27 protein-coding genes and 1 other RNA gene are annotated in these 22,768 nt (G+C 68.8%); 14 read left to right on the top strand and 14 right to left on the bottom strand.

Annotated features, from left to right (window positions below):
• Window positions 1-264 carry a DUF1971 domain-containing protein gene (locus LQ222_RS23260; RefSeq protein WP_230169261.1) on the top strand — a complete coding sequence of 88 codons (264 nt, stop codon included), beginning with the start codon at window positions 1-3 and terminating at the stop codon, window positions 262-264.
• A 106-nt stretch (window positions 265-370) separates the two neighbouring features.
• On the opposite strand, the gene LQ222_RS23255 is transcribed toward LQ222_RS23260, so the two are convergent.
• Window positions 371-1,123: a YebC/PmpR family DNA-binding transcriptional regulator gene (locus LQ222_RS23255; protein WP_230169260.1), complete on the bottom strand. Its 753-nt coding sequence runs from the start codon at window positions 1,121-1,123 to the stop codon at window positions 371-373.
• Window positions 1,124-1,233: 110 nt separating this feature from the next.
• On the opposite strand from LQ222_RS23255, the gene LQ222_RS23250 reads away from it, so the two are divergent.
• Window positions 1,234-1,866, top strand: coding sequence for an MSMEG_1061 family FMN-dependent PPOX-type flavoprotein (locus LQ222_RS23250; protein ID WP_230169259.1), 633 nt, complete (start codon window positions 1,234-1,236; stop codon window positions 1,864-1,866).
• 7 nt (window positions 1,867-1,873) lie between these two features.
• Here the strand turns inward: LQ222_RS23250 and LQ222_RS23245 are convergent, their stop codons facing one another.
• On the bottom strand, window positions 1,874-4,744 hold the full coding sequence (locus tag LQ222_RS23245; protein WP_230169258.1) for a calcium-binding protein: 2,871 nt from the start codon (window positions 4,742-4,744) through the stop codon (window positions 1,874-1,876).
• 179 nt (window positions 4,745-4,923) lie between these two features.
• Complete coding sequence (locus tag LQ222_RS23240; protein WP_230169257.1) at window positions 4,924-5,715, bottom strand: SDR family NAD(P)-dependent oxidoreductase; 792 nt, start codon at window positions 5,713-5,715, stop codon at window positions 4,924-4,926.
• 145 nt (window positions 5,716-5,860) lie between these two features.
• Here LQ222_RS23240 and LQ222_RS23235 point away from each other — a divergent pair, with 145 nt between their 5' ends.
• Window positions 5,861-6,748: a hypothetical protein gene (locus LQ222_RS23235; RefSeq protein ID WP_230169256.1), complete on the top strand. Its 888-nt coding sequence runs from the start codon at window positions 5,861-5,863 to the stop codon at window positions 6,746-6,748.
• A gap of 9 nt (window positions 6,749-6,757) precedes the next feature.
• Here LQ222_RS23235 and LQ222_RS23230 read toward each other — a convergent pair whose 3' ends face one another.
• The 5 genes from LQ222_RS23230 to LQ222_RS23210 all read right to left on the bottom strand — a co-directional run bounded on the left by LQ222_RS23230 (window position 6,758) and on the right by LQ222_RS23210 (window position 9,376).
• Window positions 6,758-7,579, bottom strand: coding sequence for a TIGR00282 family metallophosphoesterase (locus tag LQ222_RS23230; RefSeq protein ID WP_230169255.1), 822 nt, complete (start codon window positions 7,577-7,579; stop codon window positions 6,758-6,760).
• Window positions 7,576-8,181 (bottom strand): 5-formyltetrahydrofolate cyclo-ligase, encoded by a 606-nt coding sequence (locus LQ222_RS23225; RefSeq protein WP_230169254.1) that lies wholly within the window; start codon window positions 8,179-8,181, stop codon window positions 7,576-7,578. The genes LQ222_RS23230 and LQ222_RS23225 overlap by 4 nt, the downstream gene beginning before the upstream one ends.
• A gap of 462 nt (window positions 8,182-8,643) precedes the next feature.
• Window positions 8,644-8,798, bottom strand: a non-coding RNA gene (ssrS, locus tag LQ222_RS23220) — 6S RNA.
• 9 nt (window positions 8,799-8,807) lie between these two features.
• A complete protein-coding gene (locus tag LQ222_RS23215) occupies window positions 8,808-9,167 on the bottom strand; it encodes a cell division protein ZapA (RefSeq protein ID WP_230169253.1) in 360 nt (119 codons plus the stop codon).
• Window positions 9,167-9,376 carry a hypothetical protein gene (locus LQ222_RS23210; protein ID WP_230169252.1) on the bottom strand — a complete coding sequence of 70 codons (210 nt, stop codon included), beginning with the start codon at window positions 9,374-9,376 and terminating at the stop codon, window positions 9,167-9,169. The genes LQ222_RS23215 and LQ222_RS23210 overlap by 1 nt, the downstream gene beginning before the upstream one ends.
• A gap of 88 nt (window positions 9,377-9,464) precedes the next feature.
• On the opposite strand from LQ222_RS23210, the gene LQ222_RS23205 reads away from it, so the two are divergent.
• From LQ222_RS23205 to LQ222_RS23185, 5 genes are all read left to right on the top strand, one after another.
• Window positions 9,465-9,926: a hypothetical protein gene (locus LQ222_RS23205; protein WP_230169251.1), complete on the top strand. Its 462-nt coding sequence runs from the start codon at window positions 9,465-9,467 to the stop codon at window positions 9,924-9,926.
• A gap of 62 nt (window positions 9,927-9,988) precedes the next feature.
• Window positions 9,989-10,909: a class I fructose-bisphosphate aldolase gene (locus LQ222_RS23200; RefSeq protein ID WP_230169250.1), complete on the top strand. Its 921-nt coding sequence runs from the start codon at window positions 9,989-9,991 to the stop codon at window positions 10,907-10,909.
• A gap of 148 nt (window positions 10,910-11,057) precedes the next feature.
• Window positions 11,058-11,507 (top strand): DUF4345 domain-containing protein, encoded by a 450-nt coding sequence (locus tag LQ222_RS23195; protein ID WP_230169249.1) that lies wholly within the window; start codon window positions 11,058-11,060, stop codon window positions 11,505-11,507.
• Window positions 11,504-12,148: a thiamine phosphate synthase gene (thiE, locus tag LQ222_RS23190; protein WP_230169248.1), complete on the top strand. Its 645-nt coding sequence runs from the start codon at window positions 11,504-11,506 to the stop codon at window positions 12,146-12,148. Before LQ222_RS23195 ends, thiE begins: the two co-directional genes overlap by 4 nt.
• Window positions 12,145-12,552, top strand: a complete 408-nt coding sequence (locus LQ222_RS23185; protein ID WP_230169247.1) for a VOC family protein — start codon at window positions 12,145-12,147, stop codon at window positions 12,550-12,552. Before thiE ends, LQ222_RS23185 begins: the two co-directional genes overlap by 4 nt.
• Window positions 12,553-12,554: 2 nt before the next feature.
• Here LQ222_RS23185 and LQ222_RS23180 read toward each other — a convergent pair whose 3' ends face one another.
• Window positions 12,555-12,959, bottom strand: coding sequence for a BLUF domain-containing protein (locus tag LQ222_RS23180; RefSeq protein WP_230169246.1), 405 nt, complete (start codon window positions 12,957-12,959; stop codon window positions 12,555-12,557).
• Window positions 12,960-13,023: 64 nt separating this feature from the next.
• A complete protein-coding gene (locus LQ222_RS23175) occupies window positions 13,024-13,389 on the bottom strand; it encodes a hypothetical protein (protein ID WP_230169245.1) in 366 nt (121 codons plus the stop codon).
• A gap of 282 nt (window positions 13,390-13,671) precedes the next feature.
• On the opposite strand from LQ222_RS23175, the gene LQ222_RS23170 reads away from it, so the two are divergent.
• Together LQ222_RS23170 and LQ222_RS23165 are read left to right on the top strand one after the other, a co-directional pair.
• Entirely contained in the window at window positions 13,672-14,406 is a 735-nt protein-coding gene (locus LQ222_RS23170) for an FkbM family methyltransferase (RefSeq protein ID WP_230169244.1), read from the top strand.
• Between the two features lie 24 nt (window positions 14,407-14,430).
• Window positions 14,431-15,276, top strand: coding sequence for a TauD/TfdA family dioxygenase (locus LQ222_RS23165; protein WP_230169243.1), 846 nt, complete (start codon window positions 14,431-14,433; stop codon window positions 15,274-15,276).
• Here LQ222_RS23165 and LQ222_RS23160 read toward each other — a convergent pair whose 3' ends face one another.
• On the bottom strand, window positions 15,277-15,960 hold the full coding sequence (locus LQ222_RS23160) for a hypothetical protein (protein WP_230169242.1): 684 nt from the start codon (window positions 15,958-15,960) through the stop codon (window positions 15,277-15,279).
• Between the two features lie 72 nt (window positions 15,961-16,032).
• Complete coding sequence (epmA, locus tag LQ222_RS23155; RefSeq protein WP_230169241.1) at window positions 16,033-17,055, bottom strand: EF-P lysine aminoacylase EpmA; 1,023 nt, start codon at window positions 17,053-17,055, stop codon at window positions 16,033-16,035.
• 36 nt (window positions 17,056-17,091) lie between these two features.
• Here epmA and LQ222_RS23150 point away from each other — a divergent pair, with 36 nt between their 5' ends.
• Entirely contained in the window at window positions 17,092-18,078 is a 987-nt protein-coding gene (locus tag LQ222_RS23150; protein WP_230169240.1) for a lysine-2,3-aminomutase-like protein, read from the top strand.
• Between the two features lie 91 nt (window positions 18,079-18,169).
• Here LQ222_RS23150 and LQ222_RS23145 read toward each other — a convergent pair whose 3' ends face one another.
• A complete protein-coding gene (locus tag LQ222_RS23145) occupies window positions 18,170-18,727 on the bottom strand; it encodes a transposase (RefSeq protein ID WP_230169239.1) in 558 nt (185 codons plus the stop codon).
• A gap of 64 nt (window positions 18,728-18,791) precedes the next feature.
• Window positions 18,792-20,666 carry an ATP-dependent endonuclease gene (locus LQ222_RS23140; RefSeq protein WP_230169238.1) on the bottom strand — a complete coding sequence of 625 codons (1,875 nt, stop codon included), beginning with the start codon at window positions 20,664-20,666 and terminating at the stop codon, window positions 18,792-18,794.
• 62 nt (window positions 20,667-20,728) lie between these two features.
• Between LQ222_RS23140 and efp the strand changes: the two genes are divergently transcribed.
• From efp to LQ222_RS23125, 3 genes are all read left to right on the top strand, one after another.
• Window positions 20,729-21,295, top strand: a complete 567-nt coding sequence (gene efp, locus LQ222_RS23135; RefSeq protein WP_230169237.1) for an elongation factor P — start codon at window positions 20,729-20,731, stop codon at window positions 21,293-21,295.
• Window positions 21,296-21,376: 81 nt separating this feature from the next.
• Complete coding sequence (locus tag LQ222_RS23130; protein ID WP_230169236.1) at window positions 21,377-21,637, top strand: hypothetical protein; 261 nt, start codon at window positions 21,377-21,379, stop codon at window positions 21,635-21,637.
• 86 nt (window positions 21,638-21,723) lie between these two features.
• Entirely contained in the window at window positions 21,724-22,560 is an 837-nt protein-coding gene (locus LQ222_RS23125) for an inositol monophosphatase family protein (protein ID WP_230169235.1), read from the top strand.
• The last annotated feature ends 208 nt before the right edge of the window (window positions 22,561-22,768 follow it).

Genomic DNA, 22,768 nt, shown 5'->3' with positions numbered 1-22,768 from the left:
ATGGCCGCCTATCGCACGACACCCGTCTTCGATGAGGCAACGCTGCCCGCCGCGCTGCGGCGCGAACACCGCACCAGGCTCGGCGTCCGGGGCGTGGTCGAGGTAATCGAGGGGCGCCTGCGCCTGGTCTTCCTCGACCCGTCGCACGAGGCGATTGTCACGCCCGGCCACAACGTGGTGGTGCTGCCCGACCAGGCGCATGACGCCGAGCCGATCGGCGCGATGCGGATGTGCAGGACCTTCCACGACAGCCCGCCGGGCTAACACACCCTTCGCGGATGCCGGCATCGTCCAGCCGAGGGCGGTGCCGGGAATGACTGGCCGGCGGGAGGTGCCGGCCGCTGCCGCCCCGAAGGCCCGCCGGGCGGCGTCAGGCGGCCGACAGCCTTTCGGCCGCCGCGGCATCCACCTCGAAATTCGCATAGACGGTCTGGACGTCGTCGTGATCGTCGAGCGCATCGACCAGCTTCAGGATCTCGCGCGCGCGGTCCTCGTCCAGGTCGATGGTGGTGGAGGGCCACCATTCCAGCTTCGCGGCCTCGGCCTGTCCGAAGCGCGCTTCCAGCGCGTCGCGGACATTGGCGAAGTCCTCGACCGAACAGGACACCTCGTGGCCGTCGTCGTCGGAGTCCACGTCCTCGGCGCCCGCCTCGATCGCCGCTTCCAGCATCGCATCCGCGGTCGCGACGGCCGGCTTGAAGCGCAGGACGCCCTTGCGGTCGAACTGGAAGGCGACCGAATTGGTCTCGCCCAACGCGCCGCCATTCTTGGCGAACATCGACCGCAAATCCCCGCCGGTGCGGTTACGATTGTCGGTCAGCGCCTCGACGATGATGGCGATGCCGTGCGGGCCGTAGCCTTCGTAGCGCACTTCCTCGTAGCCCTCGCCCTGCCCGGCTTCGCTCGCGCGCTTGATGGCGCGGTCGATGGTGTCGCGCGTCATGTTCGCGACCAGCGCGGCCTTCACCGCGGCGCGCAGGCGCGGATTCATCGCCGGGTCCGGCAGCCCCTGCTTGGCGGAGACGCTGATCTCGCGGATCAGCTTGCTGAAGGCCTGGGCGCGCTTGGCCCCCTGCGCGGCCTTGCGGTGCATGACGTTCTTGGCGTGCGAATGGCCGGCCATGGCCGCCTCTCTCCGGAAATGCCTGGGTTCGACGGGGCTTCTACGCGCCGCGCCCGGCCCCGGGCAAGCCGGGGCTGGCAAACCGCGCCCGGACCGGGTGAAACTGGCGAATGGACACGCACGCCCCGATCGACCCCTTCGCCATCACCACCGAGGACCAGCTGCGCGCGGTCTATGACCAGCCGCTCGAAGGTCCGCTGAAGAAGGTGACGCATCGCGTGGAAGCCACGGCGCGCGCCTGGATCGCCGCCTCCCCCTTCTGCATCCTGTCGACCGTGGGTTCGCGCGGCGTGCACGCCACCCCGCGCGGCGACGCACCGGGCTTCGTCGCGGTGGAACCGGACGGGTCGCTGCTGCTGCCCGACCGGCGCGGCAACAACCGGCTCGATGCCTATCGCGACATCCTCGAGGACAACCGCGTCTCGGTCATCTTCTTCGTCCCCGGTGCGTCGGAGGTGCTGCGCATCCATGGCACCGCGCGCATCACCACCGACCCGGCGCTGTGCGCCCGCTTCGTCGAACGCGGCAAGGCGCCCGCCACGGTGCTGGTGGTGACCGTGACCGAGCTGTTCATGCAATGCGCCAAGTCGATCATGCGCTCGCGCCTTTGGGGCGGCGCGCCGCGCCCGGCCGGGCTGCCGACGATGGGGCAGCTCATTGCCTCCCACCGCGCCGATGGTCAGATCGACCCGGCCAGCTACGACGCCGAGGCGCCGGCGCGGCTGAACCAGACCATGTACTGACCGCCCGCTACAGCAGGAACCACCCCGATGTCGGCGGGGTGGCGCTGACGATATCCAGCGCGAATTCCGCAACCCCGTCCCCGGTCGTATCGCCGGAGGCGCGGTAGACCCCGGGCGACACAAGGACCACGCGCAGTTCCCCCGCGCTCAGCGGACCAACGCCGGAGAACGGCGCGGGGCCGCGGTAGATGAAGGCCTGGTCCTGCTGCACGAAGATATTGGCATCGATCCCGCTCAGGTCGATCCTGTCGAACAGGGACCCCACGCTGTAGCCGAAGGCTGTGATCCGGTCGGTCGCGGCCAGCGTCGATTCCGCCGTCGTGTTGAACACATAGCGATCGGCACCCGCCCCGCCATCCAGCGTATCCGCGCCCAGCCCGCCGATCAGCGTGTCGTTGCCGGCATTGCCCTCCAGCAGGTCGGCGCCACCCAGCCCGCCCAGCGTATTGCCCACGCCATTGCCCACCAGCGTATTGGCGGACCCATTGCCCGTGCCGGTCAGCACGCCGGCATCGCCCAGCACCAGCACCTCGACATTGGCGGCCAGCACCACGTTCACCACGCCGAAGGCCGAGACGGTGTCGGTGCCCAGATTGGCGCCCTCGACCACCACGTCGCCATTGCGCAGCAAATACAGGTCGTCGCCGCCCCCGCCCAGCAGCCGGTCGACGCCCGCCCCACCATCCAGCGTGTCGTTGCCGGCGACGCCGTTCAGCGTATCCGCCCCATCGCCGCCCACCAGCAGGTTGTTCAGCAGGTTGCCGGTGCCGATCAGGCCCGCCGCGCCGGTCAGGCGCAGCGCCTCGAAATTGCTGCCGAGCGTGAAGTTGGTCGCGGCCTGCACCGTGTCGGTGCCGGAATTCAGGCTCTCGGTCACCACGTCGCCGGTCGTGAAGATGTACAGGTCGTTGTCCAGGCCACCGAACAGCCGGTCGACGCCCGCGCCGCCCTCGAGCGTGTCGTCGCCCGCCAGGCCGAACAGCAGGTTGGCGCCGTCATTGCCGGTGATGCGGTTGTCCAGCGCATTGCCGGTCCCGTTGATCGGCGCTGCGCCGGTCAGCACCAGCTCCTCGAAATTCAGGCCAAGCACCCTGGTCAGGCCGGAGACGACGGTGTCGCGCCCGCCATCGAGACCCTCCGTGATCACGTCGCCGGAGTCGACCAGGTACAGGTCGTCGCCGGTTCCGCCGGCCAGGCGGTCGGCATCGGCGCCGCCATCGAGCGTATCCGCCCCGCCGCCGCCCGTGATGGTATCCAGCCCGGCATCGCCGTTCAGCACTTCGCCCCGCAGGTTGCCGGTGATGAGGTCATTGCCGGCACCGCCATTGATCAGCACGGCGGTCGCGCCGAAGGCCACGATGGTGTCGGCGCCGCTGTTGCCATCGATCCGCGTGACATTCACCGCGGTCGCGATCGCCGAGAAATCCAGCAGGTTGTCGCCGACATTGCCGGAGATGAATGTCCCGCCGCCGTTCAACACCTCGATGCCGAGGAAATTCGCATCGCCCACCGTCAGGAACTGCAGCGGCTGCCCGCCATTCTCGTAGGCGATGGTGTCGCTGCCGCTGCCGCCGTTGAAGATGTCGCCCTGGCCATCGACCTGGCCGATGCGGAACTGGTCATTGCCGATGCCGCCCAGCAGCGAATCCACGCCATCGCCGCCGCGCAGCGTGTCGTTGCCCGACCCGCCATCGACCGTATCGGCCTCGGTGCCGCCATCGAGCGATTCCGCCAGGCCATTGCCCTGGATCCGGTCCGCGCCCGCCGCGCCATTCACGTACAGCGCCGTATTGCCGAAGGCGACGATGGTATCGGCGCCGCTGTTGCCATCGATCCGCGTGACATTCACCGCGGTCGCGATCGCCGAGAAGTCCAGCAGGTTGTCGCCGACATTGCCGGAAATGAATGTCCCGCCGCCGTTCAACACCTCGATGCCGAGGAAATTCGCATCGCCCACCGTCAGGAACTGCAGCGCCTGGCCGCCATTCTCGTAGGCGATGGTGTCGCTGCCGCTGCCGCCGTTGAAGATGTCGCCCTGGCCATCGACCTGGCCGATGCGGAACTGGTCATTGCCGATCCCACCCAGCAGCGAATCCACGCCATCGCCGCCGCGCAGCGTGTCGTTGCCCGACCCGCCATCGACCGTATCGGCCTCGGTGCCGCCATCGAGCGATTCCGCCAGGCCATTGCCCTGGATCCGATCCGCGCCGGAAGCGCCGTTGACGTACAGCGCCGTATTGCCGAAGGCGACGATGGTATCGGCGCCGCCATTGCCATCGATCCGCGTGACATTCACCGCGGTCGCGATCGCCGAGAAATCCAGCAGGTTGTCGCCGACATTGCCGGAAATGAACTGCCCGCCGCCGTTCAGCACCTCGATATCGAGGAAATTCGCGTCGCCCACCGTCTGGAACTGCAGCGGCTGGCCGCCATTCTCGTAGACGATGGTGTCGCTGCCGCCGCCGCCGTTGAAGACCTCGCCCTGGCCGTCGATCTGGCCGATGCGGAACTGGTCGTTGCCCAGGCCGCCGACCAGCGCATCCACGCCGTCGCCGCCGCGCAGCGTGTCGTCGCCATCGCCGCCGCTCAGCGAATCATTGTTGGCATCGCCGTTGATGAAGTCCCCGATCGCGCTGCCCACGACGGTGTCATTCCCGTTGCCGGCATTCACCGTGAGCGTGGCGATGCCCGACAACGACGTCACGCCGGCCAGCTCGATCGTGTCGCCCTGGATGCCGCCATTGATGACCAGGTCATCCGCGCTGCCCGCCCCCGCGAGCGTGCCGATCAGGTAGTCGTAGTCGCCAATGCCCGCGGCGTCGGCGACCACGATGATGCTGGCGACGGAAGCGGCGCCGTTCAGGGTTTCAGTCGCCACGGATGCATCCTTTCGGCAAGGCCGCGCATCGGGCCGGGGTCGGCCGTCGGTTCAGCAAGGCCCGCGCATCATGAACGATGCCGGTTCGCCGCCAAGCAAATTATTTCGGTCAAAGCATGACTTGCGCTGGCGCGCACCGGCACGCGGCATGGTTGCATCGCGACCGGCCGCCACGCCCGCTACAGCAACCCGCGCGCGATCCCGCCATCGACATTCACGGTCTGGCCGGTCACGTAGCCCGCGCGCGGGCTGGACAGCCACAGCACCATCGCCGCCACTTCCTCGGGCGTGCCGAAGCGCCCGAGCGGGATCTCGTGCGCGAATTCGGCGATCACGTCCTCGGCGCTCACGTTGCGCTCGGCCGCCATCTTCGCCGCGCGGTCGGTCCACAGCCGTGTCAGCGTGCGCCCCGGCGCCACGCAATTCACCCGGATGCCTTCGGCCGCGTATTCGCCGGCCAGCGTCTTGGTCAGCCCCAGCAGCCCGGCCTTGTGCACGTTCGACACGATCTGGTTCGGATAGGGCATGCGCGACGCCGCCGCGCCCAGCAGCACGATCGACGGTGCCAGGCCCTGGCGCAGCAACGGCAGCGCGGCGCGCACCACCCGCACGGCGGACAGCACGTTGAAGGTGTAGTTCGCCATCCAGTCGGCGTCGCTCAGCGCCTCGAAGCCCGAACGGATGGATCCGCCGACGCAATCCACCACGGCGTCCAGCGCGCCCCAGCGCGATGCGGCTTCGGCGGCGAGCGCCTCGGCCGCGCCGGGCTGGGTGACATCGGCGGCGATGTGCGCCGGACGCAGGCCGGTCGAGGCCGCGATGCGCTCCGCCGCCGCCGCGATGCCGGCCGGATCGCGCGAGGCGATGAGCAGCGACGCCCCCTCCCGCGCCAGCAATTCGGCGGTGGCGAAGCCGATGCCCGCCGATGCGCCCACCACCAGCACGCGGCGGCCCGTGAAGCCGAGGTCCATGCGAAGCGCTCCTCCCTGTCCCCCAGGCTGGCGCCATTCGGCCCGCGCGGGAAGACGCGACGCCCGCCCGGCACGCGGGGCCGAGATTCTTGTTGCAATAACGGACCAAGAGCCTCGACATCACAGGTTGAGGAGACCCGGGATCATGCGCCACATCGTCATTGCCCTGGCCGGCCTGCTCGCCGGCTGCGATGCCCAGTATCGCGCCCTCACGGCGGAGTATCGCGAGACCTACGCGGCCACTGCGGAGGAGCAGCTGGTCATCAACCTCGCGCGCGCCGCCGCCAATCCACGCGCCATCCCGAACCAGCTCCAGCTTGGCAACAGCCAGGCGACCGTCCAGGGGCGAGGGTCGATCAGCGCGAATCCGGCCGTGGCGTTCCGCGCGATCGCGGTCACCGGGGTCGGCCTGGGCGCCGAGGCCACGATGACCCAGCAGATGACCATCACCCCGGTCAACAACCACCTGGCGCTGCGGCAATTGCAGTTGCTGTTCGCCTATGCGCTGCCCGACCAGGCGGGGCGCTGCGCGCAGGCGACCCGGCGCTCCGACGATCTCGAGGCCGCGCTGTGGACGGTGTCCTTTCCCGTCGCGCGTTACCCCCGCCCGCCCGGCCTGCCGCTGTCGACCGTGCTGGGCCCGCTGCCCGATGGATGCCTGGTCGCCGTCGAGCCCGGTGAGACCTGCGCCCGCAACAACCCGACACGCGTCACCATCGAGGGGCGCACGATCTGCTTCCGCGACGGGCTGACGCGCAGGGTGAACGGCATCGACGAGACGCTCTCGGCCGGCGCGCTGCGCAGCCTGCTGGCGCTGTGGACCATCGCGATCCCGCTGGTGGACGACGAGGCCATGGCCGAATTCGCGAAGGAATTCGCCCGCCAGGCTGCCGCCGCGCGGCGCCCGGGCCGGCCGGGCGCGCCGGCGGCCGCACCTGCACCGGCGCCGGCATTGGCGCCACAGCAGGCGCCGGTCAGCCAGCGGCGCCTCACACCGCCCAGCGTCTTCGTGGTGCCCTCGGCGCCGCGCTGAGGCGGCGCGTCAGCCGCCCGGCATCGCCTGGTCCAGCGCGCCGCCCATCCTGAGCGGCGCCACCCGCCGCGCCAGCCCCGTCGCGTCGTCGGTCTCCACGAACAGCCCGCAGATGGTCGCGGCACCTTCGGCCGGCGCCAGCTTCTCGCTCGGCACCTTGCGCCAGAAGCGCAGCGACGCGCCGCCCTTCTGCATGCCGATCACGCTGTCGTAGTCGCCGCACATGCCGGCATCGGACTGGTAGGCCGTGCCGCCCGGCAGCACCCGCGCATCGGCCGTGGGCACATGCGTGTGCGTGCCGATCACGAGCGATGCGCGGCCATCGAAGGAATGCGCCATGGCCTGCTTCTCGCTGGTGGCTTCGGCATGGATGTCCACCACCACCGCCTGCACGCTGCCCGCAGCCCCCAGCGTCTGCTTGGCCAGTTCCGCCTGCACCGCGCGGAACGGGTCGTCCAGCGGTTCCATGAACAGCCGCCCCATCGCCTGCACCACCAGCACGCGCCGCCCGCCCGCCACCTGCACCACCGTGGCCCCCCGGCCGGGCGTGCCCGGCGCGTAGTTCAGCGGGCGGATCAGCCGCGGTTCTTCCTCGATGAAGGGGATGATCTCCTTGCGGTCCCAGGCGTGGTTGCCGAGCGTGAGCACATCCGCCCCGGCGGCGAACAGCGCGCGCGCCATCTCGGGCGCCAGGCCAAAGCCGTGCGAGGCGTTCTCGGCATTCACCACCACCAGGTCGAGCATCAGGTCGCGCCGCAGCGCGGGCAGCGCCGACGCCACCGCATCGCGCCCCGACCGGCCCACGATGTCGCCCAGGAACAGCAGCCTCATGGGGCCACGCCGCAGGTCACAACGCCCGTCTCCGTCGCCACGCGCGGCAGGCGCGCATCCAGGGGCCCGGCGGGCACCCCGGGCGGGTCATGCATCTCCTGCGCCGCATAGGCAATGCCGAGCGCGACCGCCCGCGGCAGCGCCGCCAGCGTGCGGTCGTAATAGCCCCCGCCATAGCCGAGGCGCCGCCCGGCGCGGTCGAAGGCCAGCAGCGGCACCAGCAGCCAGTCGGGCGTGACGTCGGGGCCTTCGGCCGGCTGGCGCGTGCCCATCGGGCCACGCGCCAGCGCATCGCCCGGCGCCCAGCGGCGGAAGCGCAGCGGCAGGCCGCGTTTCGGGGTGACCGGCAGGCACAGCGCCTGGCCGCGCGCATGCAGCGCGTGCAGCAGGGGGCGCAGGTCGATCTCGGGCCCCATCGGCCAGAAGCCGGCGACCAGCGCACCGGACGGCGGCGGGCAGTCGCGCAGGACGATGGCGGCGAGCGCCCCCCCTGCCCCGGCCGGGTCGATCGCGGCGCGGCGTGCCAGCGCGACCTTGCGCGCCTCGGCCTTCAGGGCGGCGAGCAGGACGTCGCAGTGGTCGGCGGCGGTGTCGGCGGTCATCGGACCGGATCATGGGCGCGCCGTTGCGCAAGGCAATGCCGCCGCCCGTCCGAACCGCCCGCGCAGCGACAGGGCTGGCACCGTCGCCATGAAGGGTCGCCACCAACCGACCTTGCATCGCGCCGGTGTGCACCGCGCGACCGCGCCATCAACGGCGCTCGAGCCCTCGGTGCGCGTCGCGCACGCACGGTCGTTGCGCGGCGGCGACGAAACCGGCGCGAAGACGTCGCCACCTTCCAGGTCACGACGCTTTGCGTTACGCCACGAAGGCCATACCAGCCGCCACCAGCACCGGCGGCCCGAGGCTCAGCCTCGGGCCGGGAGCGCACAGCGCGACCGCGCCCAGACCGTCAGCAGTTGCCAACGCAACAGCGCATGGCGCGAAGGCAAGCCGGCCGGACGGCCGGCGCACGCGGTCTGAGTGTCAGAGAAAACGCGATCGCGCTTCGCGTGATCGAAAAGCGTGAAGCCACCCTGGCCGCTGGCGTCTCACCCTCCCAAGGCCTGCTGTCGCAGGTGGGCACCAGGTACCCGGACCAAGATCCGGACAGAGCCAGCTCCCGGAGGATGTGCATTGGCCCCGGGGATGAATTGCCTGGCGCACCGGCCAGCCTCACCCGATGAACCTAGGGAGCCTCGAGGGTCGCCGCAATGGCCTCGATCGCCTCGGCCACGCGATGCAGCCGGCGCACCAGCGCGGGATCGACCGACGGCGGCGCCGCGACCGCCGCTTGCGGCGCGGCTGGCGCCACCGCGCCCCCCGCCTTCAGCGCGGCATTCTCGGATGACAGGTCCGAGGTCTCGTCGGCCAATTGCAGCGCGGCCAGCAGCAGCATGCGGGTTTCCCCGAACTGCATGCCCATGGCCTTGAGCGCGCCGATGCGCTTGTCGACCTCGGCCGCCATGTCCGTCAGGTGGCGTTCCTGCCCGTCCTGGCAGGCGACCGGGTGGGAATACCCGCCGACGCGGACCGTGACCTGCGCCATCAGGCTTCCTCGCCCAGCACGCCGCGCAGCCGCGCGATGGTGTCGTCCAGCCGCGCCGCGAGCGCGGCCACCGCCTCGCGGTCCGCGCCCTGGCCTTCGGCCGCCGGGGGCGGTGCGGGGCGGTTGGCAAGCGCGCGCGACAGTCGCTCCACCGCGGCTTCCAGCCGTGCAGCCGCCTCGTTCACCGGGTCGCCGTGCGCGTCGTTCATCGTCCCCCTGGAAGCCACGCATCCCTTGCCCCACGGCGCGCCGCGGGCGATGCAGAAGGCTTGGCAGAGAGGGGCCCCGGGGTCAACGGTGACAGCGCGTCCAGGCTTTCCCCCCGCCGTGACGGTGCATGGCCTGGCTGGCGCCTGCGCGGCGCTGGCGGCGGCCGGGCCGCGGGGGGTCCTGCTGCTCTCCGCGCCCGGCGCGGGTGGCTTTGCGGGGCCGGCCTGGTTCCTCGGCATGATCGCGGCGGCGGCGGCGGCGCATCCCGGCATCCCGCTGCAGGCCGCGCTCGATTGCGCGGATGCGCCCGGCACCGCGCTGGCCGCGCTGCGCGCCGGCGCGCGGCTGGTCGTGCTGGACCACGACAGCCCGGGCTACGCCGCGGTGGCCGCGGCCGCGGCCGAGATCGGCGCGCGGCTGCTGCCCGCGCGGCCGCCCAGCCTGGACCTCGGGCGGGTCGACCTGCGGCGGCGCGACGACCTCGCGCGCCTGGTCGCCTGGCTCGCCATGGAAGCGCCACAGGATGGCGCCACATCGCCCGCCGCGTGACAGCCTGCCCGGCCTGCGCTATCGCCCGCCGGCCCGCGCACGACCCGAAGGAAGGACGCCCAATGAAGCTCACCCGCCGCGTGAAGGAAATTCTTTCCTGGTACGAGAGCGACAACCCCGGGACCAAGGCCAACCTCGCCCGCATCCTGATGGAGGGAAAGCTCGGCGGCACCGGCCGCATGGTGATCCTGCCGGTCGACCAGGGCTTCGAGCACGGCCCGGCGCGGTCCTTCGCGCCCAACCCCGCCGCCTATGACCCGCACTATTTGTTCGACCTGGCGATCGAGGCGGGGCTGAACGCCTATGCCGCGCCGCTCGGCATGATCGAGGCGGGTGCCGCGACCTATGCCGGGTCGATCCCGACCATCCTGAAGGTGAATTCGTCGAACAGCCTGTCCACCACCAAGGACCAGGCGGTCACGGGCAGCGTGTCCGACGCGCTGCGCCTGGGCTGCTCGGCGATCGGCTTCACCATCTACCCGGGCAGCGAATACCAGTTCGAGATGATGGAGGAACTGCGCGAGCTCGCCGAGGAAGCCAAGGCCGCCGGCCTCGCCGTTGTGGTGTGGTCCTATCCGCGCGGCCCGATGCTCGACAAGGTCGGCGAGACCGCCTTCGACATCTGCGCCTATGCCGCGCACATGGCGGCGCTGATGGGTGCCCACATCATCAAGGTGAAGCCGCCGATGGAGCCGCTGTCCCTCGATGCGGCCAAGAAGGTCTACATCGACCGCAAGATCGACGGGAAGGACATGACCGCGCGCATCCGCCACATCGTGCAGGCCTGCTTCAATGGCCGCCGCCTGGTGGTCTTCTCGGGCGGCGAGGCGAAGGGGGCGGATGCGCTGCTCGATGAGGCGCGCGCCATCCATGCCGGCGGCGGCAACGGCTCGATCGTCGGCCGCAACGCCTTCCAGCGGCCCAAGGACGAGGCGCTGAAGCTGCTCGCCTCGATGATCGAGGTCTACAAGACCAAGGGCTGACGCCCACGGCGCGCCGCGCCTGCGCGGCGCGCCGGCCAGCCCCTCCCGTGCCGGTCATGGGCTATCGCGCCCGACGAACCGGCGCCGGGCACGCCACGCCCGGGCGCTGGCCGCGCATCCAATCCGCCCCGCGCGGCGTAGTGCCTGCATGCTCCCCATCGCCCTGCGCCTCGCTGCCCTGGTGCCCATCCTGGCCGGCGGCGGCGGCGCGCTGTTCGGCCCGGCCTTCCTGCAGGAGGCCGCGGGGCCCGCCACCGCCAGCCACCTGCGCTACCTGTCGGGCCTGCTGCTCGGCCTCGGCCTGCTGGCCTGGTGGTGCGCGGGCGCGCTGGATCGCCGCCGGCCGGTGTTCGAAGCCCTGTGCGCCATGGTCGCGCTGGGCGGGCTGGCACGGCTCGGTGGCGTGCTGGCGGATGGCGCACCGCCCTGGCCGCACCTGCTGGCGCTGGGGATGGAACTCGGCGTGGTGCCGGCGCTGTGGGTCGCGGCGCAGGTGCGCTGGGCGAGCGGCGGGCGCGCGGGGCTCGACGCCGCGCGGGCGGTCGGCCAGAACACCGCCTGGCGCGGGCGCGAGCCCGCCGCACGGGAGAGAGCATGACCCAGGATGACGGCGCGGCGCGCGGCTGCCGCCTGTATCTCATCACCCCGCCGCGCCTCGACCCCGCCGCCTTCCGCGACATGCTGGCGGCCGCGCTCGATGCCGGCGACGTCGCCTGCCTGCAATTGCGGCTGAAGGATGCGACGACGGACGACATCCAGCGCGCGGTCGATGCGTTGATGCCCGTGGCGCAGGCGCGCGACGTCGCCTTCATCCTCAATGACGACGCGGCACTGGCGGCGCGGCTGGGCTGCGACGGCGCGCATCTGGGGCAATCCGACGGCGACCATGCCGGCGCGCGCGCGCTGCTGAAGGACCGCATCCTCGGCATCACCTGCCATGACTCGCGCCACCTGGCGATGGAGGCGGGCGAGCTGGGGGCCGACTACGTCGCCTTCGGCGCCTTCTTCCCGACCGGGACGAAGGAGACGGTGCACAGCGCCGAGCCCGACCTGCTGGAATGGTGGACCGAGATGATGGAGGTGCCCTGCGTCGCGATCGGCGGCATCACCGCGGCGAATTGCGGCCCGCTGGTGCGGGCGGGGGCGGATTTCCTGGCCGTGGTCGGCGCCGTGTGGAACCACCCGGACGGCGCGGCCGCCGGGCTGCGCGCGATGAACGCCGCGATCGCCGCGGCGTGACGCGCCCGGCCCTGGTGCCCGAGCTGGGCATCACCGACCTCGATGCCAGCCTGCGCTTCTGGCGCGATATCTGCGGCTTCGCGGTGCTGTTCCACCGGCCCGAGGACGGCTTCGCCTGCATCGAGCGCGACGGCGCGCGCATCATGCTGGACCGGCTGGGCAGCACGCGGGATTGGCTGGCCGCGCCGGCCGAACGGCCCCTCGGGCGCGGCATGAACCTGGAGATCGCGGTGGCGAGCCTGGCGCCGCTGCTCGACGCCCTGGCCGCCGCCGCCTGGCCGTTCTTCCTGCCGGTCGAGGAGAAATCCTATCGCGTCGGCGCCACCGCGGTGCGCGTGCGGCAGTTCATCGTGCAGGATCCGGACGGCTACCTGGTGCGCTTCTCCGAACGCCTGCCGGCCTGACCTCAGGCCGCGCGGGGCAGTGTGGCGAGGCGGCGGAACACCGCCAGCACCTCGGCCGCCGTGGCGTCGCGCGCCGCGCCCGCGCGCACCTGCTGCTGCGACCACATCCAGGATTGCGGCGGGTCGTCGCGCATCGTCCAGTCGGGGAACAGGCGCTCGGCCGCATCGCCGCAATGCACCACCGCGACATCCACGTGCCGGTCATCCTGCAGGATGCGCGCCAGCGTCCCGGTCACCGCCTCGCGCTCGCCCTCCAGCATCTGCATGAACAGGTCGGCGCGGCAGATCAGCGCGCCGGTGATGCCGCGCCGCGCATTGTTGGCGCGCGCGCTCAGCAGGATGTTGTCGAGCACGCTCTCGTCGAAGCCGAACGGGCGCGAGGTGTAGATCAGTTGCGTGAGGCGCATGGCGACCCTCCCGGTGGGTGGCGCGCATCATCGCCGAAGCATGCCGCGAAGCCCAGCCCGCGCGTCAGGGCGCGCGCCGGCGGACGCCGTCGCGGATGAACACGCGGAACGGCGTGGTGCCGGCCGCGTCGCCATCCAGCGCGCGCCAGGCGCCATTGGTGCACAGCACGCCGCCCTGCGCCGGCACCGCATCGAACAGCACGATGTTGCGGTACACGGTGCCGTCGGGCGTGGTGGCGGTGAAGCCCGTCAGGCAATGGTCGCGGATCACCACCGGTTCGTATTCGCCGATCATGATGCCGCCGCCGCCGGTGCTCTCGAACACCGGGGCCAGTGGCGGCCAGGCGGCGTAGTCGGGCTCCTGCGTGGCGCCCGCGCCGCCGCCGGCCAGCACGGCCAGCGCCGCGCCCATCATCCATCGACGCATCATCCGATCCTCCCTCCGGGGCGCCCCGCCGGCGGCCCTGCCGGGAGTGCTACGCGCCGGGCGAGCGCATGGATGCACCGCCCGCCGCCACGGCCTCGGCGGCCAGGCGCCGGAGGGCCCCCGGCGTTGCGGCGCCGCGCGACGGCCGGGAGGTCGCACAGGCCCTGGCGATCGCAGCCCAGCGGTGGCGAGACGCCGGCAGGCTGCCCCAGCGCGATGGGCCCTCCTGGTGGCTGGGCCAGGGATCCCATGTATGCAGGGCAGCGACGGGCCACCGGGGGAAAGATGGACGAGGCACGGTTCCACAGCGTTCTGCATCGGCCGGGCACGCTGGTTGATGCCGGGGCGCATGACGGGTTGCTGACGCTGCCGCTGGCGCGGCTGCCGGCCAGCCGCGTGCTGGCCTTCGAGCCGCTGCCGCCGGCCTTCGCCAGGCTGCGCGCGGCGCTGCTGGCGGAATTCGGCGCGCCGCCGGCGCATGTCGAATGCCATGCCGCGGCGCTCGGCGACCATGCCGGGGAGATCACGCTGGCGATGCCGGTGCTCGACGGCGTGGCGCAGGAGCAATGGGCGAGCACCGCCAAGGACTACGCCGCGCACCTGTCGGATCGCGTCGATGTGCGGCGCTTCGCGGTGCCGCTGATGCGCCTCGATGACCTGCGGCTCGATGATGTGACGGGCATGAAGATCGATGCGGAGGGCGCCGAGTACGAGATCCTGCGCGGTGCGCGCGAGACACTGCTGCGCTGCCGCCCGGTGCTGACGCTGGAGGTCGAGGAACGCCACCGCGAGGGCAGCACCTGGGCGGTGCCGGCCTTCCTCGATGCGCTGGGCTACGACGTGCTGTTCGAACTGGGCGGGGCGTGGTTGCCGATGGCGGCGCTCGATCGCGCGACGATGCAGCGCGCCTCGCCCGATCCTTCGGTGTTCGAGGCGTCCGACCCGTATGTGTTCGTGTTCTACGCGCTGCCGCGCGAGCACGCGGCGGGGATGCTGGCGCGGCTGCAGGCGGCGGCGTAGCCTGCCGCCCAACGGAGGAACGCCATGTCCATCACCGCGCAGCGCGTCATCGTCACGCGGGCCTCGGGCTCATGCGGGGCGGAGGTCTCGGGCATCGATTTCCGCGATGGGGTGGATGCGGCGACCATCGCCGCGCTGCGCGCCACCTGGCTGGACCATGGCGTGCTGTTCCTGCGCGATGTCGACCTGCCGCCGCGCGCCTTCCTGGATTTCGCGCAGCATTTCGGCACGCCGGTCGAATACCCCTTCGTGCGCGGCCTCGAGGGCTTCCCGCAGATCACGCCGGTGGTGAAGGAACCGCATGAGCGGGTGAATTTCGGCGGCGTCTGGCATTCCGACACGGCGTATCTGGAACGCCCGCCGATGGCGACCATGCTGGTCGCGCGCGAAACCCCGCCGGCCGGCGGCGACACGCTGTTCGCCGATGCCCGCGCCGCCTACGACGCGCTGTCCGACGGGCTGCGCGCCACGCTGGACGGGCTGCGCGCGATCAATTCGTCGAAGAAGGCGGATGCGTCGAAGACGCGCGAGGACCGCCAGAAGGAACGCGGCGCCGTGACCAATGCCGAGGTGCTGGAAGCCTCGCACCCGGTGGTGCGCACGCACCCCGAGACCGGGCGGCGCGCGCTGTACGTCAACCTCGGCCACACCACGCAGTTCGAAGGCTGGACGGCCGAGGAATCCAAGCCGCTGCTGGACTACCTGTTCGCCCACCTGATGAAGCCCGAATTCACCTGCCGCTTCCGCTGGGCGCCGGGATCGCTGGCGCTGTGGGACAACCGCGCGGTGCAGCACTACCCGGTCAACGACTACCACGGCCATCGGCGCGAGATGCACCGCATCACGCTGGCCGGCGACGTGCCGGCCTGATCAGCCGCCGCAATTGGTCAGGGCCGCGGTGGCGAAGCCGCGGATCTCGGATGTCACGCTCAGCGCCAGTTCGGCATTGCCCAGCGTGACCACCTGGCGCTGCGGCAGGCCGGTGAAGGTCCGCGGGTCCTGCCCGGCGACCGTCACCACGACCTGCGCGGTGCGATTGACCTCATCGGCCTGCGTGGCGGTGCTGACCACCACGCGCACCAGGCCCTCGGCGAGTTCGACCCCGGCGCTGTCCGGGATGCGCGTGCCATAGACGATCGAGAAGCGGCGCGAGGTGCCGCGCGCATCGCAGGTCCGCACCGGGCCGGCGTCGCGCAGCACCTGTTCGATCCGCTCGCGCGGGATGCCGGCGCCGATGCGCTGCTGCGCGAGGGAGAACACCGCGGCCGAGGCGCCCGAGGGCACGTCGCGGTCGTAGCGCCGCTGCAGCGCGACATTCGCCTCGCGCGCCTGACGCAGGTCGGCTTCCAGGCGGGAGTTGCGCAGGTGCAGGTCGCGCGCCTCGGTCGCCACCTCATCCAGCCGGGTCTCGAGGCGCGTGACCTCGGTGCCGGCCAGCTCAAGCCCGCTCTGGTAGGCCACCACGCCGAGGGCGGCGAAGATGCCGAGCGCCACCAGCCACTTGGTCACGCGCAGCATCAGCTGCCCGCGCCGGCGGCGCCTCTCCCGGCTCATTCTGGATCCGATCGCCATGCGTCCCGTGCTTGTCTCCGCGCGGGCGTATAGACGCGACGCGGGTGCGCGGGGTCAAGACAGGGGAAGCCACAGCACGTCGTCAATCCGCGGGGCGCCGGAGGCCAGCATGGCCAGGCGGTCGAAGCCCAGCGCGATGCCGGCGGTGGGCGGCAGGCCTTGGGACAGGGCGGCGATGAAGTCTTCGTCGATGTCCCAGCCGTGGTCGCCGGTGATGGCGCGGCGGGTTTCGTTGGCGTCGTGGAACCTGGCGCGCTGTTCGGTGGCGTCGGTCAGTTCGTCGAAGGCGTTGGCCAGTTCGATGCCGCCGGCAAACAGTTCGAAGCGGAGCGCGGCGCGGGGGTCGGCGGGGTCTCGGCGGGCCAGGGCGGCCTGGGGGGCGGGCCAGTGGGTGAGGAAGGTGGCGCGGGCGCGGCCGATGGCGGGTTCGATGCGTTCGAGCAGCAGGCGGAAGAACAGGTCTTCCCAGGATTCATCCGGGCGCGGCGGGTAGCCCGCGGCGGTGGCGGCGGCGTGCAGGCGGGCCGTGTCGCCCTCGGTGGCCAGGATATCCAGGCCGTTGCAGTGGCGGGCGAAGGCGTCGGCCATGGTGAGGCGTTCGAAGGGCAGCGCGAGGTCGGTGCGCACGCCATCGTGTTCGACCACGGGGGGGCAGACGGCGCGGAGGTAGGCCTCGGCTTCATCCATCAGGGCGTCGAAGGACAGGCCGGGGCGGTACCATTCCAGCATGGTGAATTCGGGGGCGTGGCGGGCGGAGTGTTCGCCGTTGCGCCAGACGCGGGCCAGTTCGAAGACCGGGCCCGCACCGCCGGCCAGCAGCTTCTTGATGGCCAGTTCGGGCGAGGTTCGCAGCCATAGGGCGCGCGGGCTGCCGGCGCCGAGGTGCGGGTCGTAGCTTGTGGCGAAGGCGCGGATGTGGACCTCGGCGCCTGGGGCGGGGACCAGGCAGGGGGTCTCGACCTCGCGGTAGCCGCGGGCGGTGAAGAAGGCGCGGGTGGCGGCGGTCAGCGCCGCGCGGCGGTCGAGGAAGGGCAGGCGGGCGGCCAGGCGCTCGGGCATCCAGGGGGCGGTCGGCATTGCGGGGGGAGGCTGCTTCCGGTAGGGGCCGCGACCATGCCGGACGGTGAGACGACAGGCCAGGGACGGACGCTGCGGAGTGCTCGGGCGCTGCGCGAGGCGGGGCTGTTGCGGCCGGACGCCGAGGCCGCGGTGGCGGCGGTGGAGGGGCGCTACGCCGTGTCGGTCACGGCGCATGTGGCGGGGCTGATCGACGCGGCGGACCCGGCGGACCCGGTGGGGCTGCAATACATCCCGGATGGTTCCGAGCTGGTGACGGCGCCGGGGGAGAGCGATGACCCGACGGCGGATGGGCCGTTCACGCCGGTGGTTGGCGTGGTGCACCGGTATCCGGACCGGGCGTTGCTGAAGCCGCTGCTGGCCTGCCCGGTCTATTGCCGGTTCTGCTTCCGGCGGGAGGCGGTGGGGCCGGATGGCGGGGTGCTGTCCGAGGCGGAGCTGGACGCGGCGATCGACTGGTTCGCACGCACGCCGGCGGTGCGCGAGGCGATCCTGACCGGGGGGGACCCGTTCATGCTGTCGGCGCGGCGGCTGGGGGGGATTTTGGCCAGGCTGGGGGCGCTGGAGCATATTGAGACTCTGCGGGTGCATACGCGGGTGCCGGTGGCGGCGCCCGATCGGGTGGATGCGGGGCTGGTGCGGGCGCTGCGCGAGGCCGGAAAGCCCGTGGTGGTGGCGGTGCATGCGAACCACGCGCGGGAGTTCTCGGGCGAGGCGGTGGCGGCGCTGGCGCGGCTGGCGGATGCAGGGGTGGGGCTGCTGGGGCAGTCGGTGCTGCTGCGCGGGGTGAATGATTCGGTCGGCGCGCTGGAAGGGTTGTTCCGGGCCATGCTGCGGGCGCGGGTGAAGCCGTATTACCTGCATGCCCTGGACGCGGCGCCGGGGACGGCCAGGTTCGCGGTGCCGGATGCGGAGGGGGTGGGGCTGGTGAAGGCTCTGCGCGGGCGGGTGCCGGGGTGGGCGATCCCGACGTTTGTGCGGGAGAGCCCGGGGGGGGGCGGGAAGAAGTTGGTCGAGGGGTAGGCAAGCGGAGGGGCGCCGCCCCTCCGGACCTCCCCGCCAAGGGCCGAAAGGCCCTTGGATCCCGCGACTTACGGCGCTCATCGGGGCGGCTCTACTTCAGGCGCCAGCGCCAACGGGCGCCGCCGGCCAGTCGCATGAGCTTCGCCAGCAGGGCAAAGGTGCCCACCGCCTGCACGGAGGGGTTCAGCGCAGCCCGTTCGGCGAGCTCATGGGCCTTTTTGGACAATTTCAGGTCCGGGAGGTAGCGCCGTGGTGCCGGCAGGGCCGGGTAGAGGCCGATGCGCTTCAGCAGCGCCAGCGACCCCAGGCCGATGACCTTGGTGACGCGCCGATAGGCCCGGCAGATGCGCCAGGCGAGTTGCTTGAGAAGATTGTCATACTTGTCGCGCGTGTGGAGGGCCATCAACAGGCCATCGAGATGGCCCGCCAGCGCCCAGCGGCGCAGTTGGCGCGAGGCTGTGTCCGGGCGGCCGTATTCCGGCGGCAGCGCCTTCCAGGGGCCGGTGGAACAGGCAACCCAGAAAATGGCGTCCAGCGTTCGGCGGCGGTTTTTCGGTGGCCGGCCGCGCCTGCCTTCGGTGGACGGGAGAAGGCGATCGAGGGCGGCGAACTCAGCGTCGTTGAGGGGGCGGAAGGGGTGGGGGCGCATAGCCGCCACAGTGACGGAAATTTTTCCTACTGTCAATTCTTTTGGGAGATCAAATCTTAATGTTTTACGTGAGCATCTCTTTTAGGTAGTCAACTAACTCGTCCAGGTCTTCGCCTCCTTGCTCCACAAGCAACTCTGCCAAACGAATCGAATGGTGTATTTTCGAGTATTCTAGTTTCCCCTCAAACACTCGATTAAATAGGTCCTTTAGCAAATTTGGCGCATCGCATGTCTTTTTCTCGTCTGCATTGATACCAACTGCCTCGGCAACAAGTTTAGAGGAATTGATAATATTAATTCCATATAACAAAGATTGCTCCTCGATAAGTCTCTCAATAATACTTTCTATCAAGAAAAAATTTTCAATTGATCTTCTCGGTAAAAAGTAAATATTTCCAGATGACGATCTTTTAAGATCTTCTATTTCTCTCGGAGAGCGTGCCTCCCTATCGAAACTAAAGGAAACTCTAGGTGGAAATATCACTGCGCCAGAGGAAATCTTCTCGTAAATATTAATTATTAAGGCACGATCAAGTTTCCTTGATTCAAAATCGCCAGTGCTACGAACCGATAAGAATGTCGTGCCGCTATGGCCCATTAATTTCATTTTTCTTGATATGTAGTCAAACGCAATTTCTTCTGTTTTACCTTCAACCCAGATCAATTTCTCTGTTCCAAACACATCAGATATAGAAACTCCTAAATCAATTAGTATTTGCTTTTCAGTCTTTACGTCTACTTCCTCAAACTCAGCGACCTTTGAGCCATTTTCGGTTGTCTTAACCTGAAGCACCTTAGCATTATCAAACGTACGAAATATATCCGGCGAGTGCGTAGCAATAATGTATTGATTGTTGTACAATTTTAATATTTCCATGAGTTTTTTGCACGCACCGGGATGCAAGAACGAATTTGGCTCATCAATTACAATCACTGCGTTATTGTGCATCATGGCGACATACAAAATTGATAGAACCTGACCAATACCAGTCCCTGTTTCCTCTAAGGGGATCAGCAAATCTTCGCGCTCACTAATTGGATCTGAGATCCAAACTCTGATATTTACCCCTGAATTCTTCGGAACAACAACCACTCGAAAAACATTCGGAAATATCTCAGACATATGATCATTTAGACGATCAAATCTAACGACATTTCCCGTCATTCTCAATAAACAAGACGGTAAATTGGATGCGTTAGGCTGCAAATTTTCAGTTGATTCGATATTACTTGTTCCTATATTATACCTTTCTGCCCTAAATACATAAATTTGATCATAAATGTTTTGACTAATGAAATCAATTAGATTGTCATTATTATTTCGCAAAATTCCCTTCATTCGATAGACGCGATTGTCAGGATCGAGCACGACGACGCCGGTTACCTCATTCGCCTGACCCCGCGGAACGAAAAGGCCATGGGATGGAAATGATGATCCGCTCCAATTAGGTGACCCGCGAGGGCGAGTACTAAACTCAAAGTTGATTTCTTCTTTCGTGAAAAATTCATCGATGTATCTTGTGGCATCATCTTCAAAACCGGTTGCATTGTGCAAGATGGCCGTCGGTACATGCATCTCGCCACCGCTCTTTCTTAGAAAATCCTGCATGTCGGTGCCAGAACATACTACCCCATAGGTAAATTCGGATTCACCTATGCCGGAATTAATTTCACTAATGTCCCGCCCTCGGTATGGCTTGCTGTCATGCCGCCACCCTCGGAAACTTTCCAGAAACGCGGTTTTTCCAGTATTATTTTTACCCACGATAATATTAAATCTCTTGTTCAGGTTTATTATCCCGGAATCATTGAATCCTTTATAATTTCTTATCTTAATTGATCTTATCCACATAAATTCCTCGATGCTGTTGGTCTCAGTTAAATTTCTTTCTCGAAGAACTCGCGCACGGGAACCGATGCCACTGAGTTGCCCAACCAACGTCGTCGTTGTATCGGCGCGCCAGACTCCGAAGCGATCAGATTTTTAGGATGCATGCCCCCATGGCAAAAATGCAAGCCAACCAGATGCGTGCCGGCATGGTCATCGAGTTCGAAGGCCAGCGCTACACCATCATCAAGCAGAACATCATGATCCCCGGGAAGGGCAATGCCATCATCCAGGTGGACATGCGCAACATCAAGACCGGCGCCAAGAAGGACCAGCGCTGGCGCACCGCCGACACGGTCGAGCGCCTGGCCACCGAGGACAAGGAATTCACCTACTCCTACGCCGACGAGGACAACCTGGTCCTGATGGACCCGGCCACCTTCGAGCAGACCATGGTGCCCAAGGACATCCTGGGCGACCGCCTGCCCTTCCTGCAGGAGAACATGACCGTCAACGTCAAGCTCATCGAGGGCGAGCCCGTCTCGATGGACCTGCCGGAGTCGATCGTGCTGGAGGTGGTCGAGGCCGATCCCGTGGTGAAGGGCCAGACCGCGTCCTCCTCCTACAAGCCCGCCGTCATGTCGAATGGCGTGAAGGTCATGGTGCCGCCCTTCATCACGGCGGGGGAGAAGATCGTCGTGAAGACCGCCGACGGGACGTATTACGAACGCGCGAAGTAGGCGTGTTCGCTTAACGGTCTTGGGCTTAGCCTCGTGCAGGCTGGTGCGCGTTCCGCGTGCCGCCGCTCGGGGGTGTTCGTGATGCCGATGCTGCTTGCCCTGGTGGTTGCGCTTGGCCTGGCGGGGTTCTCCGCGCCGGCCGAGGCCGTGGTCTATTGCCGGTCGGTCGGGGTACCGGTGGGGTGTGTGGCGCGCCCCGCCGTGCGGGCTGCCACGCCTGGCGTCGGTGCGCCGGGCGTGGGCGTCGCCCCTGGCGTCGGCGTCGGTGCCCCTGGCGTGGGCGTCCGCCCCGGCACCCCCATGAACCGCGGCGGCCCCGTCAACCGCGTCGGCCGCCGCTAAGTCTCCCGCGGGTCTGGGGGCACGTCTGCCCCCAGCGGGGGTCCAGGGGGCTGGCCCCGTGGTGTCCCTTCGGCTACGTCGCCCCCATGTCCCAGCGCTTGTCTCCTGCCATGCAGGTCGTCACCTCCGCCGTCCGCAAGGCCGGCCGTCGCCTGCTGCGTGACTTCGGGGAGGTCGAGCAGCTCCAGGTCTCCGTGAAGGGCCCGTCGGATTTCGTGTCCTCGGCCGATCTGCGGGCCGAGCAGACATTGCGGGAGGAGCTGTCCAAGGCGCGCCCGGGCTTTGCCTTCCTGATGGAGGAATCCGGCGCGTCGGGCGACGACGATTGGGAATGGCGCTGGGTGGTCGATCCGCTCGATGGCACCACCAACTTCCTGCACGGCATCCCGCATTGGGCGATCAGCGTCGGGATCGAAAAGCGCATCGACGCCGACCGCACCGAGATCATGGCCGGGGTGATCTACAACCCGGCCTCGGATGAGCTGTTCTGGGCGGAGAAGGGTGTCGGCGCCTTCCTGAACGACAAGCGGCTGCGCGTGTCGGCCCGGCGCGACATCCGCGAGGCGGTCTTCGCCACCGGCATCCCCTTCGCGGGCGTGCCGCGCAAGGCGGAGTTCAGCGCCATCCTGCATCGGATCATGCCGCAGGTGGCGGGCGTGCGGCGCTTCGGGGCGGCGGCGCTCGACCTCGCCTGGGTGGCGGCCGGCCGGTATGACGGCTTCTGGGAGCTGGGCCTCAAGAAGTGGGACATGGCGGCCGGGCTGGTGGTGCTGAAGGAGGCCGGTGGCTTCTTCTCCGACCCCGATGGCGGGGATGCCTATGCCAGCGGGAATATCGTCGCGGGCAACCAGGCCTTGCAGCCGAAGCTGCGGGAACTGGTGGTCGAGGGTATCGCCGCCGTGAAGGCGCACCAGGCCGGATGAGGCTGGGCCGCCGCCTGGCGCTGGCCGCGATGCTGCTCGCCTTGCCGGCCGGGCTGGCCGCGCAGGACCCGCCGACGGCCGCCCGCCCGGCCGAGCCCGCGCCGGAAGCCATGCCGCCCGAACCGCCGCCCGCCTGGCCCTTATCCACATCTCCGAGCCCACGGGACTAGGCAGGTGCTCGTACGCCGTGTCGTGCCTGCAACAAAAA

This window comes from Roseomonas sp. CECT 9278 (assembly GCF_918698155.1).
Classification (GTDB): domain Bacteria; phylum Pseudomonadota; class Alphaproteobacteria; order Acetobacterales; family Acetobacteraceae; genus Neoroseomonas.
Note: the sequence above shows the minus strand (reverse complement) of the source record. Positions and strands in the feature narration are given on the sequence as shown.